The following is a 16,332-nucleotide window of genomic DNA, read 5'->3' as shown; positions in this document are numbered from 1 at the left end:
CCGTTTCATGGACACTCCATCTGTAGTGCGCGCGTCCGCCGACCCGAGGCCCCGCCCCGTCCCATGACCGCCACGCCGAGCCATAGGAGATATGACCCAGGGTATCACCCGCCGGGAATAGAAGTCACGGGTGCCACAGGCCTACATTTAGTGACTGACTGAATTTGTCTGCACAGATTTTATCTGGACAAAACATTGACGAGTGCAACTTTCGGCCACAGGGTTGGCTCATGACCCGTCTCGCTATCCTCGATGAACTGCTGCCGGCTCAGCTCCGGGAGCGCCCCCAAGAGCTGAGCCCCGTGGAGGTGGTGTGGACCGGCACGGACCTGGACCAGCTCGTCCGCGACGCCGGGGACACGGAGCCAACCGTGCTGGCGCTGGACTTCGACCTACTCGGCGGGGAGGAGCACGCGGCCGCCCAGACGCGTCGGCTGATGGACGCCACCGGCGCCGAGCTGGCCATCGTCATGCACGGCTTCACCCGCCGTGAGGTGCTGCGCGAGGTCACCCGTCCGGGGGTGCGCACGGTCCGCTCGCCCATCAGCCTGGGCGCGCTCAAGGCCCAGATGACCAGCGTGATCGTGCGGCAGATGCTGAGCGGTGAAGAGGCCCCCCGGCGCCCACGCCCCGTGGCGCGCGAGCAGCTGCTGGTGGCCACCGTGGGGATCACGGCCGGCGTCACGCCGCGGCGCTTCACGCGCGCCCAGCTGGGGCGGCTGCGCGAGATCGAGTCGAGCGTGGAGTGCGAGTGTCCGAACCACCTGTCGGAGCTGCTGCTCGCGCTGAGCGCCTTCGAGGACTACTCCGCCAACTGCGAGAACAAGAGCCCGGCGGACGCGCTGATGCACGCGGGCCTCTACCGCAGCACCGCGGACGCGCGCCGGATCATGGAAGACGCCCTCGAGGGGCTGCTGAAGCACGAGGGCATCACCCTCTGAGCGCACCTTTCGGCCTGGTTTCGCCTCCGTAAATTCAGCCGAATTCGGGGACAGACCGCGCGTCGAGCCCCGAGCGAACGCGGCTCGGTGCTATACGAAGGCGTGTCCATTCACGCCAGCATCTATCACCTCACCCACTACCGCTACGACCGGCCCGTCATCTTGGGGCCCCAGATCATTCGTCTGCGGCCCGCGGCCCACAGCCGCACGCGCGTCATCTCGCACTCGCTGAAGGTCAGCCCCTCCGGGCACTTCGTGAACCACCAGCAGGACCCGTACGGCAACTGGATGGCGCGCTTCGTGTTTCCCGAGCCGGTGCGCGAGCTGAAGATCGAGGTCGACCTCGTCGCCGACATGAGCGTCTACAACCCCTTCGACTTCTTCGTCGAAGAGAGCGCCGAGAAGTGGCCCTTCGAGTATGCCGCCGACCTCGAGCCCGACCTGGTGATCTACCGGAAGCCGGAGCCGGCCGGCCCGCACCTCAAGGCGTTCCTCGCCACCATCCCGCGCAAGCCCACGCGCACGGTGGACTTCATCGTGTACCTGAACGCGCGCATCGCGAACGAGATCGGCTACGTGATCCGCATGGAGCCCGGCGTGCAGACGCCCGAGGAGACCTTCGAGGCGGGCACCGCGTCGTGCCGCGACTCCACCTGGCTTCTGGTGCAGGCGGCGCGCCACCTGGGCTTCGCCGCGCGCTTCGTGTCGGGCTACTTGATCCAGCTGAAGCCGGACCTGGTGTCGCTCGACGGGCCGCCCGGCACCGACCACGACTTCACGGACCTGCACGCCTGGGCCGAAGTGTACCTGCCGGGCGCGGGCTGGGTGGGGCTCGACCCCACGTCCGGGCTGCTGGCGGGCGAGAGCCACATCCCGCTCGCCGCGACGCCCCACTACCGGCACGCGGCGCCCATCGCCGGTCTGGCCAGCGAGGCCGAGGTGGAGTTCGGCTTCGAGATGAAGGTGCGCCGCACCTCGGAGCATCCGCGCATCACCAAGCCCTTCTCGGAGGAGAGCTGGAAGCTCTTGGACAAGCTGGGCGAGAAGGTGGACGCGGTGCTGAAGCAGCAGGACGTGCGGCTCACCATGGGCGGGGAGCCCACCTTCGTGTCCATCGACGACTTCGAGTCGCCGGAGTGGAACACCGAGGCGGTGGGGCCCACCAAGCGCGCGCTGGCCGACGCGCTGCTGCGCAAGCTGCAGAAGCGCATCGCGCCGCAGGGCTTCCTGCACCACGGGCAGGGCAAGTGGTACCCCGGTGAGACCCTCCCGCGCTGGACGTTCTCGCTCTACTGGCGCCGGGACGACGTGCCCATCTGGCGCTTGCCCAAGCTCATCGCGCGCGAGGACGAGGACTCGGGCGCCACGGCGGACGACGCCAAGAAGTTCCTGCAGCTCATGGCCGAGCACCTGGCGGTGGGCGGCGAGCACGTGACGGCGGCGTTCGAAGACCCGGCCAGCTGGATCCTGGCCGAGGCCAAGCTGCCCGAGAACGTGACCCCCGAGAACTCGAAGCTGGAGAGCGCCGAGGAGCGTGGACGCATCGCGCGGGTGTTCGCGCGCGGGCTGACCACGCCGGCTGGCTTCGTGCTGCCCATCCAGCGCTGGCAGGCCAAGCACCAGCGAACGGGCTGGCGCTCGGAGCGCTGGAAGCTGCGGCGCGACCACCTGTTCCTGATCCCCGGAGACAGCCCGGTGGGCTACCGCCTGCCCTTCTCGTCGCTGTCGTTCGTGCCGCCGGAGTCCTATCCGTACATCCACCCCGCGGACCCCACGGAAGAGCGCGAGCCGCTGCCGGACTACCACGACATCGTGCGCGGCATCGAGTCGCCCGCGAGCCTGGCGGCAGCCGCCCGGCGAGAGCTGCCGAGCGCGCGGGTGCGGGCCGACGAGGCGCGTCAAGATCGCCGTGAGCAATCGCTGGTGGAGCTCGAGGGCAGCGTGCGCACGGCCCTCGCCGCCGAGCCGCGTGACGGTCGCCTGTGCGTGTTCATGCCGCCCGTGGAGCGCGTGGAGCACTACCTCGAGCTGATCGCCGCGGCCGAGGCCGCCGCCGAAGAGCTGGGCCTACCGGTGCACATCGAGGGCTACGCGCCGCCCAACGACCCGCGCTTGAACGTCATCCGCGTGGCGCCCGACCCCGGCGTCATCGAGGTGAACATCCACCCGGCGTCCAGCTGGCGCGAGTGCGTGGCCACCACCGAGGCCGTGTACGAGATGGCCCGCGAGACACGCCTGGGCGCGGACAAGTTCATGATCGACGGGCGCCACACGGGCACCGGCGGCGGCAACCACGTGGTCGTGGGTGGCGCCACCACCATGGACAGCCCCTTCCTGCGGCGCCCTGACCTGCTGCGCTCGCTGATCCTCTACTGGCAGCACCACCCCGCGCTCTCGTACTTGTTCTCGGGGCTCTTCATCGGGCCCACCAGCCAGGCGCCGCGCATCGACGAAGCGCGCCACGACAGCCTCTACGAGCTGGAGCTGGCGCTCGCGCAGATCCCCAACCCCGGCATGGGGCAGGCACCGCCGCCGTGGCTGGTGGACCGCCTGCTGCGCAACCTGCTCATCGACGTGACGGGCAACACGCACCGCGCCGAGATCTGCATCGACAAGCTGTACTCGCCGGACGGGCCCACCGGGCGCCTCGGGCTGGTGGAGTTCCGCAGCTTCGAGATGCCGCCCGACCCGCGCATGAGCCTGGCGCAGCAGGTGCTCATCCGCGCCATCATCGCGCGCCTCTGGCAAGACCCGCTGCAGGGCCTGCCCGTGCGCTGGGGCACGCTGCTCCACGACCGGTTCATGCTGCCGCACTTCCTGTGGCGCGACCTGCTGGACGTGCTGAGCGACCTGCGCGTGCACGGCTTCGACGTGCGCCCCGAGTGGTACGAGGCGCAGGCCGAGTTCCGCTTCCCGTTCTGCGGGGCGGTGTCCTACGAGGGCATGCAGCTCGAGATCCGTCAGGCGCTCGAGCCCTGGCACGTGCTCGGCGAGACGGGCGCCATCGGCGGCACCGTGCGCTACACCGACAGCTCCATGGAGCGCCTGCAGGTGAAGCTGGTGACGGACAACCCCAGCCGCTACGCCGTGGCGTGCAACCGCCGGCGCGTGCCGCTGACCGTCACGGAGACGTCCGGCGTGACCGTGGCGGGCGTGCGCTTCAAGGCCTGGCAGCCCGCGCTGGCGCTGCACCCCACCCTGCCGGTGAACGCGCCGCTGACGTTCGACGTGTTCGACACGTGGAGCCAACGCGCGCTGGGCGGCTGCGTCTATCACGTGGCTCACCCCGGGGGCGCAGCTACGACACCTTCCCCGTGAACGGCAACGAGGCCGAGGCACGGCGGCTGGCGCGCTTCGAGCCACACGGGCACAGTCCGGGTGGCTACGTGATGCCAGCGGACACGCCGCACCCGGACTTCCCCACCACTCTCGACCTCCGCCGCGCCCCAATCTTCTAGAATGGGCGGGCGCCCCATGCCGAACCCCCCCCCAAGCAAGCTGCTCGAGGGATACCGCCCTTGGGCCGGTGTCCCGGACGAGCTCATGGACGCGTCCCGCGCGGTGCGGCCCGGCTGGCGGGCGCTCCTCGAGCACATCGCGCCGCTCTCGGCGGCCGAGATGCAGGAGCGCTTCCTGCGCGGCGACCAGTACCTGCGCGACGCGGGCGTGTACTTCCGCCAGTACGGGCAGGAGGCCAGCTCGCTCGAGCGCGAGTGGCCGCTCAGCCACATCCCGGTGATCATCCACGAGCGCGAGTGGAGCGCCATCTCGGCGGGCTTGATCCAGCGCGCCGAGCTGCTCGAGGCGGTGGCGGCCGACCTCTACGGCGAGAACACGCTGGTGCGCGACGGGCACCTGCCCGCGTCGCTGGTGGCGGGCAACTCCGAGTGGCTGCGGCCGCTCGTGGGCGTCGAGCCCGCGTCGGGGCACTTCCTGCACTTCTTGGCGTTCGAGATCGGGCGCGGACCGGGTGGTCGCTGGTGGGTGCTGGGGGACCGCACGCAGGCTCCGTCGGGCGCTGGCTTCGCGCTCGAGAACCGGGTGGCCACCTCACGCGTGTTCGCGGACCTCTTCGCCAGCTCCAACGTGCACCGCCTGGCGGGCTTCTTCCAGGCTTTCCGCGACACGCTGCAGGGCCTGCGCGCCGAGGACGACAGCCAGGTGGCCATCCTCACGCCCGGCCCGCACAACGACACGTACTTCGAGCACGCCTACATCGCGCGCTACCTGGGCTTCGCGCTGCTCGAGGGCGAAGACCTGGTGGTCACCGACGGTCGCGTGATGGTGCGCACCGTGTCGGGCCTTCAGCCCGTGAGCGTGCTCTTCCGGCGCCTGGACGCCAGCTTCGCGGACCCGCTCGAGCTGGACGAGCGCTCCGGTCTCGGCACGCCCGGAATGGTGGACGCCGTGCGCCGCAAGGGCGTCACGCTGGTGAACGCGCTCGGCGTGGGTGTGCTCGAGACGCGCGCGCTCTTGGCCTTCGTGCCGAAGCTCTGCGAGGCCCTGCGTGGTGAGCCGCTGCTGTTGCCCAACATCGCCACGTGGTGGTGCGGGCAAGAGGCCGAGCTGGCGCACGTGCGCGCCAACCTCGAGCGCGTGATGGTGGGCCCCGCGCTCTCCACGCGCCTGCCCTTCGACGCGGACGGCGCCATCTTGGTGGCGGGGCGTCCGCGCGAGCTCACGCTGGCCGAGGTGGACGCGCAGCTCACGGAGCACGGCGCCAACTGGATCGCTCAAGAGGCCGTGACGCTCTCCACCACGCCAGCGTTCGTGGACGGTCAGCTGCGGCCACGCCCCATGAGCGTGCGCGTGTTCTTGGCCCGCACGCCCGAGGGCTGGCGCGTCATGCCCGGCGGCTTCGCGCGCATCGGCCGCAACGAGGACGCGGGCGCCATCGCCATGCAGCGCGGCGGCTCGGTGGCCGACGTCTGGATCCTGAGCGACGCGCCGGTGGAGGCGCCCACGCTGCTGCCCAGCCCCACGGCGCCGTTCCTGCGCACGCTGCACGGCACGCTCACCAGCCGCTCGGCCGACAACCTGTTCTGGCTGGGCCGCTACGTGGAGCGCGTGGAGGCCATCCTGCGCCTGCTGCGCGCCTATCACGTGCGCTTGGCCGAGACCGCCAACCCGAACGCGCCGCTCTGCCGCAGCCTGCACGCGCACCTCTCGTCGTTCGGCGCAGCGCCGCACGAGCCCATCCCCGCGGGCCTCTTGAGCACGCTCGAGTCCGTGGTGCAGAGCGCCAGCCACGTGCGCGACCTGTTCTCCGTGGACGGCTGGCTGGCTCTGCACGACCTCGACAAGAGCGCGCGGCGCTTCGCCAAGAAGCGCATGGGGGCCGATGACGCCGCACGCGCGGTGAGCGTGCTGCTGCGCAAGGTCAGCGGCTTCTCGGGCCTCGTGCACGAGAACATGTACCACTTCACCGGGTGGCGCTTCCTGCGCGTGGGGCGCGCGCTCGAGCGGGCCTCGCTGACCATCCAGACCCTCGAGCGCCTGGCCGAGAGCCCAACCGACCACGCCTCGCTCGACCTGGCCGTGGAGCTCTGCGACAGCGTGATGACGCACCGTCGCCGCTACGTGGTGGCCACCACGCGCGAGACGGTCATTGACCTGTTGGCGCTGGACGGTCAGAACCCGCGCTCCGTGCGCTTTCAAGTGGACGCCATCCGTGAACACTCGGAGGCCCTCCCCGGGGTGGAGGAAGACGGTGACCTGTCCGACTTCGCGCACGCGGGCGAGCGGCTGCACGCGCGGCTCATGTTGGCCACCGTGACGGATCTGACGGGCGACGCCCTGCGCGCGCTGCGCTCTGACCTGGGCCACCTGTCCGAGCTGCTGACGGCTGCTTACCTCCGCTGAGCCCCATGCTGTACGACATCTCGCTGCGCATCACCTACCGGTACGAGCACCCCGCCAACGCGGGGCGCCACCTGCTGCGTGTGATGCCCGCGGACCTGCCAGGGGAGCAGCGCCGGCTGAGCGGCACACTGGACGTGAGCCCCACGTGCGGCCAGCAGCTGGGCTTCCGCGACTTCTTCGGCAACGAGGTGCTGCGCCTGTCGCTGGCGTCCGCGCACGACGAGCTGGCCATCACGGTGAAAGCGCGCGTGGACCGCACCACCCGGGCTCCGCGCGTGGACACGTCTCCGCCGTTCGACGCGCTGGGCGACGTGGTCGCGCGCGAGCTCACGCTGGCCGGCACCTCGCCGCACCACTTCGTCATCCCCTCGGCGCGCGTCCCTTTGAGCAGCATGCTGCGGGACTTCGCACAGGCCTGCATCCCCGAGAACGTCACCACCCTGCGGGCGGTGCACGCGCTCGGCGAGGCGCTTCACGAAGAGCTCATCTTCGACGCCGACGCCACCACCGTGGACACCCCCGCCGAGGAGGCCTTCATCGCGCGCCGCGGCGTGTGCCAGGACTTCGCGCACATCATGATCGGCTGCTTGCGCGGCGTGGGTGTGCCGGCCGGCTACGTGAGTGGCTTCTTGCGCACCGAGCCCCCTCCGGGCTGCGCGCGTTTGGACGGCGCCGACGCCATGCACGCCTGGGTGCGCGCCTGGTGCGGGCCCTCCCTGGGCTGGGTGGAGTACGACCCCACCAACGGCGTACAGGTGCGCGATGATCACGTGGTGGTCGCGCGGGGGCGGGACTACAGCGACGTGGCGCCGGTGCGCGGGGTGCTGCGGACCGCCGGCACACAGCGGAGCATCCACTTGGTGGACATGGTGCCGCTGCCGGATCCGGACGACGACGAGCGAAGCTGAAATGGTGCGCCTCAGAGAGCGCGGGCCCCGGGCACGAACGTCGCCGTCGCCGACAACGCCCACGTTCACGTGGACACGGGGTCGTGGAAGCCAAGGGGCGGCATCACCGGCAGCGCGTCGAGGTCCACGTTGCCCCCGCTCAGCACCAGCCCCACGCGGCGCCCGCGGAGCGTCTCGTGCAGCGGGCCACCCGGCAACAGCGCCGCGAGCGGAACCGCCGACGACGGCTCGACCACCAGCTTCAAGCGCTCCCAGATCAGGCGCATGGCAACGAGCAGCGCGCGCTCGGACACGCTGACCACGTCGGCCGCGTCACGCATCATGAGCGCGAAGCCCACCTCGCCGAGCGGCGTGCGCAGGCCGTCGGCCACGGTGTCGGGCACGAAGTCCACCAAGCGCTCGCCCGCGCGAAAGCTGCGCTCGGCGTCGGCCGCGCCCGCTGGCTCACAGCCGATGACGTGCACCGGCAGCCCCACGGCGCGCACCGCCAACAGCGTGCCACCGAGCAGCCCGCCGCCACCCACGGGCACCAGGATGGTGTGCAGCGCCTCGGCCTGCTCCAGCAGCTCGAGCGTGGCGGTGCCCTGACCGGCCACCACGTGCGGGTGCTCGAAGGGGTGCACCGGGGTCGCGCCAGTCTCGCGCACCACCTGCTCGAGGCCGGCCACGCGTGCGGCCGCGGTGGGCTCGCAGGACACCACGCGCCCGCCGAACGTCAGCACGGCGGCGCGCTTGCTGGCCACGCTGTTGCTGGGCATCACCACCGTGGCCGGCAGCCCCGCACGCTGTGCCGCGAGCGCCAGCGCCGCTCCGTGGTTGCCCGACGAGTGGGTGGCCACGCCGCGCGCGCGCGTGGCGTCGTCCAGCTGCAGCACGGCGTTGGTGGCCCCTCGGAACTTGAACGCGCCTGCGCGCTGCAGGTTCTCGCACTTCCAGAACAGCGTCATGCCCGTGAGCGCGTCGAGCGAGTCCGACTGCATCACAGGCGTCACGCGAATGTGCTTGTGGATGCGCGCGCGCGCGTCGAGGACGTCGTCCGGCTGCGGGAGCTGCATGGCTAGAGGGTGCACGCGAGGCAGGCGTGCACCAAAAGAAAAACCCAGGCCGAGGCCTGGGTCTTTCCGTGGGGCTCAGTAGCCGCCGTTCAGCGGCAGGGCCCGCGACCGCGACCCGCGCCGTCGTCCGGATCCGAGTCGCTCACGCCGCGCTCGGCACACACGCCGTGGCCGGCCTGGTCCTGCTGCGAGCCGCTGTCGCGGTCGGAGTGACCCGTGCGACCGCGACCGGCGCCGTCGCTCGGATCGCTGTCCGTGGCGAGCTGCGTGGGGCGCTCCGCGCGCGCCACGGAGCCGACGGCGGTGACCGCAGCGCCGGCGAGCAGCGTGCCGCCAACCATCTGCAGCATCCCGCGACGACCCATGGTGCGCTCGGTGGTGATGTCTTCCTCGGACAAACTGAACTTCTTCTTACTCATGCTGGGGCTCCTTGGATTGGATGCGCGCGAAGGCGTGGTGACTCGTCTTCGAGCGTAACCGCTGGTGACGAATATTTACAGAAAATATTCGATACGAAGATACGCAGCGCTTGGTACAAACATCCCGTGATGCCCACCCAAGCCATGCTCGCTTACCTGTGTACGCCCATCACCGCCGAAGAATTCCTGAGGGATTACTTCGAGAAGAAGCCGCTCTTGGTGCGGCGGGAAGATCGTAACTACTACGACGAATTACTGACCTGGGGGATGATCGACAAGGTCATCACGACCATGCACCTCTCGCACCCCGAGATCACCATGGCGGATGCTCGCGGCGGACTCAGTAAGGAAGATTACTGCTACCCGAGTGGGCTCATCGACGCGGGCCGGCTCTACCAGCGCTACGCCGACGGGTCCTCCATCATCCTCGGCAACCTCGAGTCGCACCTGCCCAGCATGGCCAACCTGTGCCGCTCCATGGAGGCGGAGATGAGCCAGCGCTTCCAGGCCAACATCTACGTCACCCCGCCGGGCTCGCAGGGGCTGCGCTCGCACTGGGACAGCCACGACGTGTTCGTGCTCCAGATCTCGGGCGAGAAGCACTGGACCCTCTACGACACGCCCGTGACGCTGCCCTTCCGGGCCATGCGCTTCGACCCCGCGGTGGACCAGGCCAAGGAGCCCACCATGGACTTCACGCTGAAGGCGGGCGAGATGCTCTACGTGCCGCGCGGCGTCATGCACGACGCGTCCACCGAGGACTCGCACTCGATGCACATCACCATTGGCGTGCTGAACACGTCGTGGATGGAGCTGGTGCTCGAGGCCGCCGCTGCCGTGGGCACGCAGCACGCCGCGTTCCGGCAGACCCTGCCGCCGGGCTTCACGCACCCCGACTTCGACCGCACCGCCGCGCGCGCACACTTCAAGCAGCTGCTCGAGCTCATCGTGCAGCACGCCGACTTCGACCAGGCCTTCGACACCTTCGCGGACGACCTGGTGTCCACGCGGCACAGCCTGCTCGAGGGGCAGCTGGAGCAGGTCACGCGGCTGCCGGAGCTGCACATCGGCTCCACCTGTGCCCCGCGCCCAGCCCTCTTGTACCGGCTCCGCAGTGACGAAGAGCACGTCACGCTCAGCTGCTACGGCGGCAACCTCACGCTGCCGGTCTTCACGGCCGAACCGCTCGAGTACGCGCTCGCCACGCCGCGCTACACGGTGGCCGACCTGCCGGGCGACCTGGACGACGATGGCAAGGTCGTGCTCATCCGCCGGCTGGTCCGCGAGGGCCTGGTGCGCATCGAGTTCTGAGGCCTGCGGGGGCATCCAGCGCATGAGCTACTGCGACGCGAGCGAGACGGTACCGGGGACGCGACCGCGGCGAATCCTGCACCTCGCTCCCTCGCCCTCGGGCTTTCGGGCGCTGTGCGCGGCGCTCCCGAGTTGCCGCCCCGCCACGCCTGCGGAGGCGAACGCGTGCCCCACGAACGCGTTCCACGTGGAGCACGGCGGCGAGGTCTTCGAGCTGGTGGGCCACCATCGCCGCGAGGACGCCTGGCGCTGCCTCCAGCAGCACTACGTGAGCCTGCTGGTGCTGGACCTGCGCGCACACGGCGGCGAAGGCTCGGGACCGCACGAGGCGCTCAGCGAGGCACGCCTGACGTTTGCGATCGACGTGCTTGACGCACTCGATCACGTGGAGGACCTCGAGCTGCGCTACGGCTTCCACCGCATCCTCGTGGTGGTCCCCGACGCCCTCGACGCGCGCATCGACGCGCTGCTGGTGGAGCTGGGCGCCCGCGGGGTGCGCCACGTTCTGCGCGCCGGCGTGGAGGGTGAAGCGGGCGGGCCCGCGTTCGCCGAGCGGCTGCTGACGCGAGCGCGAGACATCCTGCACCAGCGGCGCACGCCCCGCTCGGCCCTGTGCGCCTCGGGCGGCGGCATCACGGGCATCTTCTTCGAGATGGGCGTGCTCAAGTGCCTGGATGACGCGCTGGTGGGGCGGCGCGTGAACGACTTCGACATGTTCTTCGGCATCAGCGCGGGTGCGGTGGTCACGTCGCTGCTGGCGGTGGGCTACACCATCGGCGAGCTCATGGCCTCCATCGCGGGGCACGAGGGCGGGCGCATCCCACCGCTCAACCTGTCGCTGGCGCGCGTGAGCCACGTGAACTATCCGGACATGAGCTGGCGTGCGCGCAGCGTGCTCGGGTCGCTCGGGCGCAGCGCGCGCGACGTGCTCCTGCGCCGCGACCGCCCGGACTGGGACGGCCTCTTCCTCGAGTCCACCGCGCTGGTGGGTGCGCCGTTCCACTCGCGGCAGTTCGAGCGGATGCTGCGCGAGGTGCTCACGGCCAACGGCGGCACCAACGACTTCGCCGCGCTGCCGCGGCCGCTGCTCATCGGCGCGTCGGACCAGGACGAGCGGCGCGCCATGCTGTTCGGCGCCGAGGGTCAGCAGGACACACCCATCAGCCAGGCCGTGCAGGCCTCGCTCAGCATCAACCCCGCCTTCGGGTCGGTGTCCATCAAGGGGCGCTACTACGAGGACGGCGCCATCACCCGCACGTCGAACTTCGTGGAGGCCATCCAGCGCGGGGCCAACCTGGTGCTGGTGCTGGACCCGTTCGTTCCGTACGTGTCGAAGACGCCCGGGGTCAGCCATCGACGCGGGCTGCTCTACAACCTGGACCAGGACCTGCGGACCCTGTCGTACACACGCTACGAGGCCACACGGAACCACGTGCTGCGGCAGCGCCCCGAGGTGAGCACCTACACCTTCTTGCCGTCCAACTCCCTGCGCCGGCTGCTGTCGGTGAACCCCATGGACCACCGGCCCTACCTGCAGATCTGGAAGGGGGCCTACCTCTCCACACTGCAGCGCCTCGAGCAGGTGTGCCACCGCCTGCGCGGAGACTTCTTCGAGCAGGGTATGGTCCTGGACACGGCCCGCCCGCTCGCGGTGGCGGCGCGACTCGAGGCCACGCGTGAGCCGAAGCTGGCCGACTTCTTCCCCGACGGGCGGGTGACGCTCGAGGCGCCGCCGCTGCTGCGCCGAGCCGACTGACCGGCGTGCGACCGGCTGCTCGGTCACGGCTCTACACAACGCCGGATCGTCGCGATACGCTCGCGGTCAGCATGAGACTACTCCACCACATCATCGCCCTCTCGTTGGTCGTCCTGGCTTGTGCCTGCGGAGGACAGTCGTCCTCCGAGCCGCCGCCCAGCACAGGAGACTCCAGCGAGACCACACCCGCAGAGTCGACCGGCGACACGGCCGAGGCCGATGGCTCGTCGGCCCCGCCGGAGTGCGTGCCGGTGGGGCGGTCCTGCGAGACGAACGCGTACTGCTGTTACGGCTCGTGTCGCGCCGAGGACGGCAGCCCCGAGCTCCTCTGCAGGCCATAGCCCCTTCCACCGACATGTGGTGCGCCGAGCCGGTTCCCGTCTCACCGGAAGGTTGCCGTATTCTCGCGCAATTCCCGTGATTTCAGGGGCCTCGAGGGGCACTTGCACCTTACGGGGGGGGCCCTCAGCGGTGATGCTGTCCGCATGTCACGTTCACACCATCGTCTCATCGCCGCCGCGGGAGCCCTGCTCGCGGCCTGCTCCATGGACCCCAACGCCACGCCGCCGCCGCCTGCCGTCGCAGGCCTAGGCGCCGGGCCCACCAGCCTGCTGGCGCAAGCGGCCCTCGCCGGCATCACCGCCAGCGCAGTGGCCCCGCAGTTCGGAGGAAAGGTGGGCATCACGGGCCCCACCGTGGTGGAGGTCATGCCGCGCACCGACGGGCTGGTGCTGGCCGAGCTGCGCGACGCCAGCGGCGCCCTGGTCACCACCGGGACCGTCAGCGTGCAGGTGAGCGCCGCCGACGGGCAGCCGCGAACGGTCCCGCTGCGCTACGACACCGATCTGCGGGTGTTCGAGGGCAGCGCAGGGGTGGAGCTGCCGCCCGCGCCCAGCAACGTGGTGGTCACGGTGCAGGCCGTGGGCGCGCCGCCCAGCGTGGTGACGCTCACGCAGGTGCCCGTGGCGCCGGTGCCGGCCTACGGCGGGCAGGTGCTGCTGGTGGGCCCCATCGCGCCCGAAGTGCGCGTGGACTCCGACGGCAGCGTGCACGCGTATCTCCCCGAGGCGAGCGCGCGCCTGCCCAGCGGCAAGCTGTACGTCAACGTGGGCGTGGGTGAAGCGGCCCCGCAGCGCGTGGAGCTCCAGTACGTGGAGGCGCAGCAACACTACGTGGCGCAGCTGGGGCCCACGGCGCGCCCTGCGGGTGGCGCGCTCAGCGTGGAGTACGAGGCGCAGGGCCAGCCCATCGAGCAGGGCCGCACCGCCCACGCGGTGATCGTGCCGGCCAGCCGCCTGGACGGCACCGTGGTGGTGGCGGGGGACTACGGCTTCGAGGTGGCGCCCGTGGACGGCGAGCTGCACGCCACGATCGCGGACTCGTCCGGCGTGTACGTGAGCGCCCCGCCGCCCAGCGTGAACGTGTACGTGAGCAGTCAGCCCGCGCCGGTGGTCATGCGCTGGGACACCACGCGTCGCATCTACGTGGCGCCGCTGCCGCCCGCGGTGAACTTCGAGACCGAGCCCTTCCGGGTGGAGGTGCGCCACAACGGCCGCCGGCACCGTGGCGCCGTGCGCATGCATGCGCGCCCTCGGGGCCCGCGTGCGCGCGTGGTCGCGGTGGCTCCCGCCGGTCCAACGGTCACCGTGGTGCGCAACGAACCGCCTCCCAGCCGCGTGGAGGTGCGTGTCCAGGCGCCGCCCCCGCCGCGCGTCCAGGTGCGCGTGCAAGCACCGCCCCCGCCCCGCGTGCAGGTGCGCGTGGAAGCGCCGCCTCCGCGAGGGGTCCAGGTGCGCGTTCAGGGCCCCCGGCCTCCGAGCGGCAGCGTGCGCATCCAGGCCGGCGGCATGCGCGGGCGAGGAGACGACAACGGGCGCCACCGCGGGCATCGGTAGGGGGGGGGGGGGGGGGGCGGGGGGGCCGGGGTCGTTGGGGTGCGCGTTGGCGGCGGGGGCGGGCGGGGGCGCACCTTCCCGCCGCGGCGCGCGCCCCCCCCCCCGCGCTCTGGTGCGGCTAACACAGTTCGTCGCCGTCGCCGTCGCCGACAACGCCCACGCCCACGCCCACGTGGAGAAGACGGCCCGGCGACCGTTGCTAGATGCACCGGGTGGGGAAGCACCACGGGCCGTCCGCGAAGCTCCCCGCCACCGGCAGCACCACCAGGAAGCGCCGGTCGCCGCCCACGAAGCGGCCGTCACTGCGCTTGATGTCGTAGCGCAGCGGGTACACCCGGCCGCAGCCCCGCGGCAGGAAGCCCGCGGGCACGGCCAGCTCGATCTCCCAGCCCAGCTCCGTGGACCCCACCACGCCGTAGTAGCGCTCGAGCTCGGGCGCCACCATGGCCACGTTCCCCATGGGGCTGGCCGACGTGGCGAAGGAGCGCACGTAGAAGGTCTCGCCGCTCTGCGCCTCGGGGTCACTCACGGGCAGGGCCACGAACGCCCCGCTGTAGTCCTCTCCAGCGCCCACCAAGCGGCGCCGCACGCCGGCGCTGGTGCTGGTGCCCACCGACTCGGACAGGAACAGCAGCTCGCCGAGCGTGGGCGTGCTCGGGTCGAGCGGGCTCGTGCCCAGCACGAACTCGTAGTAGTCGGGCACCTCGTCGCCATCGGTGTCTAGCGTGTTGATGTTCGTGCCTCGGACGATCTCGCGCACGTCGCACAGGCCGTCGCCGTCCGTGTCGCGGTCGCCGGGGATGCCCAGGTCCGGCAGCGCGCCGAAGTCGAAGGTGATGCTGGCGTCGCGGCCCAGGTCGGGCACCGCGCCGTCGGGGGTGCCGAAGTCGAGGCCCGGCAGGTCACTGCCGCCGTCGGCCGAGTTGGGGGACTCCCCGCAGCCCACGAGCACTCCCAGCAGCACGCCGAGCACAGCCGGAGCCCCGCGGAAACGGCGTCGAGGGCACGGGCGAGCGGTGGCAGGAGGCACGGGCACAGCGTGCGGAGCCGGCACCCACACGTCAACCAAAGCCCGACAGCAGGCTTCGTGTATTATCGCGGGAACTGCCGCGCTGCGTTGGTGTCCACACCCCGTGGACTCGTTGACGGAGCTCGAACGTGCCGCGGCGGCCGCCCAATTTCACGTGCTCATGCCCGATGGATACGAAGAGCAGCTCGTCGAGCGCCTGCGTCGTCGCGACGAGGCGGCCTTCAATGAGCTGGTGAGGCTCTACCAAGGGCGCATCTATCGCGTGGTCTTCCGCATGCTGGGCGACGAGGCCGAGGCCGAGGACTTGGCCCAAGAGGTCTTCGTCACGGTCTTCAAGTCCATCGACCAGTTCCGCGGGGAGAGCAAGCTCAGCACGTGGCTCTACCGGGTGGCCATCAACCACGCCAAGAACCGCCTCAAGTACATGAAGCGGCGGGCGCGGGGGTCGCACAAGGAGTTCGACGAGGTGGGCGACCGCGAAGGCATCGAGAGCGCCAGCATGAACACCAGCCACCAGATCGCGCGGCCCGACCAGACGCTCGAGGCGCGCGAGACCGAGGGCATCATCCAGCTGGCCCTGCGCGAGCTGAGCGACGAGCAGCGCGAGCTGGTGGTGTTGCGCGACGTGCAGCAGCTGTCCTACGAAGAGATCCAAGAGGTGACCGGGCTCGTCCCCGGCACCGTGAAGAGCCGCCTGCACCGCGCGCGCCTGGCGCTGGTGGAGAAGGTGAAGCGCCTGCAGCACGGCGAGCGCACGCCCCCGGAGAGTGAGTCATGACCCCCGACGAAGCCCGCGAACTCTTCCCCGATGCCCTCGACGGCACGCTGAGCGTGGCCCAGCAGCGTGCGTTCGACGCGGCCCTCGCCGAGCACCCCGAGCTGCACGCCGAGTGGGCCGAGCTGCGCGACCTGATGTCCGAGACGGCCGCCATCGCCGAGGCCGACGCCGCCGTGGCCCCGAGCGTGGACTTGCTGCGCGGCGTGCAGACCAAGCTGCGCCGCCGCAGCGGTGGGCGCTTCTACCGCGACCGCTTCTCGCGCGACGTGGGGCGCGGCGCGCAGATGTGGCCCCTGGTCGCGGCGACGGTGATGCTGCTGGTGCTCGGGACCGCTTGGTACATTCTGCACTTCGCGCAGGAGCTGGCGCCTTAGGGG

The 16,332-nt window shown here is 70.9% G+C and carries 12 protein-coding genes and 1 pseudogene; 10 read left to right on the top strand and 3 right to left on the bottom strand.

Annotated elements, in window-relative coordinates; genetic code table 11:
• The first annotated feature begins 230 nt into the window (after nucleotides 1–230).
• The 4 genes and pseudogenes from IPI43_18010 (at nucleotide 231) to IPI43_17995 (ending at nucleotide 7,711) form a co-directional block, all read left to right on the top strand.
• A complete protein-coding gene (locus IPI43_18010; GenBank protein MBK7775995.1) occupies nucleotides 231–941 on the top strand; it encodes a hypothetical protein in 711 nt (236 codons plus the stop codon).
• A gap of 102 nt (nucleotides 942–1,043) precedes the next feature.
• A pseudogene (locus IPI43_18005) lies at nucleotides 1,044–4,399 on the top strand (transglutaminase family protein).
• A 1-nt stretch (nucleotide 4,400) separates the two neighbouring features.
• Nucleotides 4,401–6,803: a circularly permuted type 2 ATP-grasp protein gene (locus tag IPI43_18000; GenBank protein ID MBK7775994.1), complete on the top strand. Its 2,403-nt coding sequence runs from the start codon at nucleotides 4,401–4,403 to the stop codon at nucleotides 6,801–6,803.
• A gap of 5 nt (nucleotides 6,804–6,808) precedes the next feature.
• On the top strand, nucleotides 6,809–7,711 hold the full coding sequence (locus IPI43_17995; protein MBK7775993.1) for a transglutaminase family protein: 903 nt from the start codon (nucleotides 6,809–6,811) through the stop codon (nucleotides 7,709–7,711).
• Between the two features lie 65 nt (nucleotides 7,712–7,776).
• Here IPI43_17995 and IPI43_17990 read toward each other — a convergent pair whose 3' ends face one another.
• Entirely contained in the window at nucleotides 7,777–8,766 is a 990-nt protein-coding gene (locus IPI43_17990; protein MBK7775992.1) for a pyridoxal-phosphate dependent enzyme, read from the bottom strand.
• 89 nt (nucleotides 8,767–8,855) lie between these two features.
• Nucleotides 8,856–9,185 carry a hypothetical protein gene (locus tag IPI43_17985; protein MBK7775991.1) on the bottom strand — a complete coding sequence of 110 codons (330 nt, stop codon included), beginning with the start codon at nucleotides 9,183–9,185 and terminating at the stop codon, nucleotides 8,856–8,858.
• Between the two features lie 126 nt (nucleotides 9,186–9,311).
• Here IPI43_17985 and IPI43_17980 point away from each other — a divergent pair, with 126 nt between their 5' ends.
• The 4 genes from IPI43_17980 to IPI43_17965 all read left to right on the top strand — a co-directional run bounded on the left by IPI43_17980 (nucleotide 9,312) and on the right by IPI43_17965 (nucleotide 14,147).
• A complete protein-coding gene (locus tag IPI43_17980) occupies nucleotides 9,312–10,496 on the top strand; it encodes a hypothetical protein (protein MBK7775990.1) in 1,185 nt (394 codons plus the stop codon).
• Nucleotides 10,497–10,518: 22 nt separating this feature from the next.
• Nucleotides 10,519–12,252 carry a patatin-like phospholipase family protein gene (locus IPI43_17975; protein MBK7775989.1) on the top strand — a complete coding sequence of 578 codons (1,734 nt, stop codon included), beginning with the start codon at nucleotides 10,519–10,521 and terminating at the stop codon, nucleotides 12,250–12,252.
• 71 nt (nucleotides 12,253–12,323) lie between these two features.
• Nucleotides 12,324–12,593, top strand: coding sequence for a hypothetical protein (locus tag IPI43_17970; GenBank protein ID MBK7775988.1), 270 nt, complete (start codon nucleotides 12,324–12,326; stop codon nucleotides 12,591–12,593).
• A 144-nt stretch (nucleotides 12,594–12,737) separates the two neighbouring features.
• Nucleotides 12,738–14,147 carry a hypothetical protein gene (locus IPI43_17965; GenBank protein ID MBK7775987.1) on the top strand — a complete coding sequence of 470 codons (1,410 nt, stop codon included), beginning with the start codon at nucleotides 12,738–12,740 and terminating at the stop codon, nucleotides 14,145–14,147.
• A gap of 199 nt (nucleotides 14,148–14,346) precedes the next feature.
• Here the strand turns inward: IPI43_17965 and IPI43_17960 are convergent, their stop codons facing one another.
• Nucleotides 14,347–15,111, bottom strand: a complete 765-nt coding sequence (locus tag IPI43_17960) for a hypothetical protein (protein ID MBK7775986.1) — start codon at nucleotides 15,109–15,111, stop codon at nucleotides 14,347–14,349.
• Nucleotides 15,112–15,337: 226 nt separating this feature from the next.
• On the opposite strand from IPI43_17960, the gene IPI43_17955 reads away from it, so the two are divergent.
• Nucleotides 15,338–15,955 carry a sigma-70 family RNA polymerase sigma factor gene (locus IPI43_17955; GenBank protein MBK7775985.1) on the top strand — a complete coding sequence of 206 codons (618 nt, stop codon included), beginning with the start codon at nucleotides 15,338–15,340 and terminating at the stop codon, nucleotides 15,953–15,955.
• Nucleotides 15,952–16,329, top strand: coding sequence for a zf-HC2 domain-containing protein (locus IPI43_17950; protein ID MBK7775984.1), 378 nt, complete (start codon nucleotides 15,952–15,954; stop codon nucleotides 16,327–16,329). The genes IPI43_17955 and IPI43_17950 overlap by 4 nt, the downstream gene beginning before the upstream one ends.
• Nucleotides 16,330–16,332: the final 3 nt, after the last annotated feature.

The organism is Sandaracinaceae bacterium (assembly GCA_016706685.1).
In the GTDB taxonomy this organism is placed as follows: Bacteria; Myxococcota_A; Polyangia; order Polyangiales; family Houyiibacteriaceae; genus JADJJE01.
This window is presented reverse-complemented; position numbering and strand designations above follow the sequence as displayed.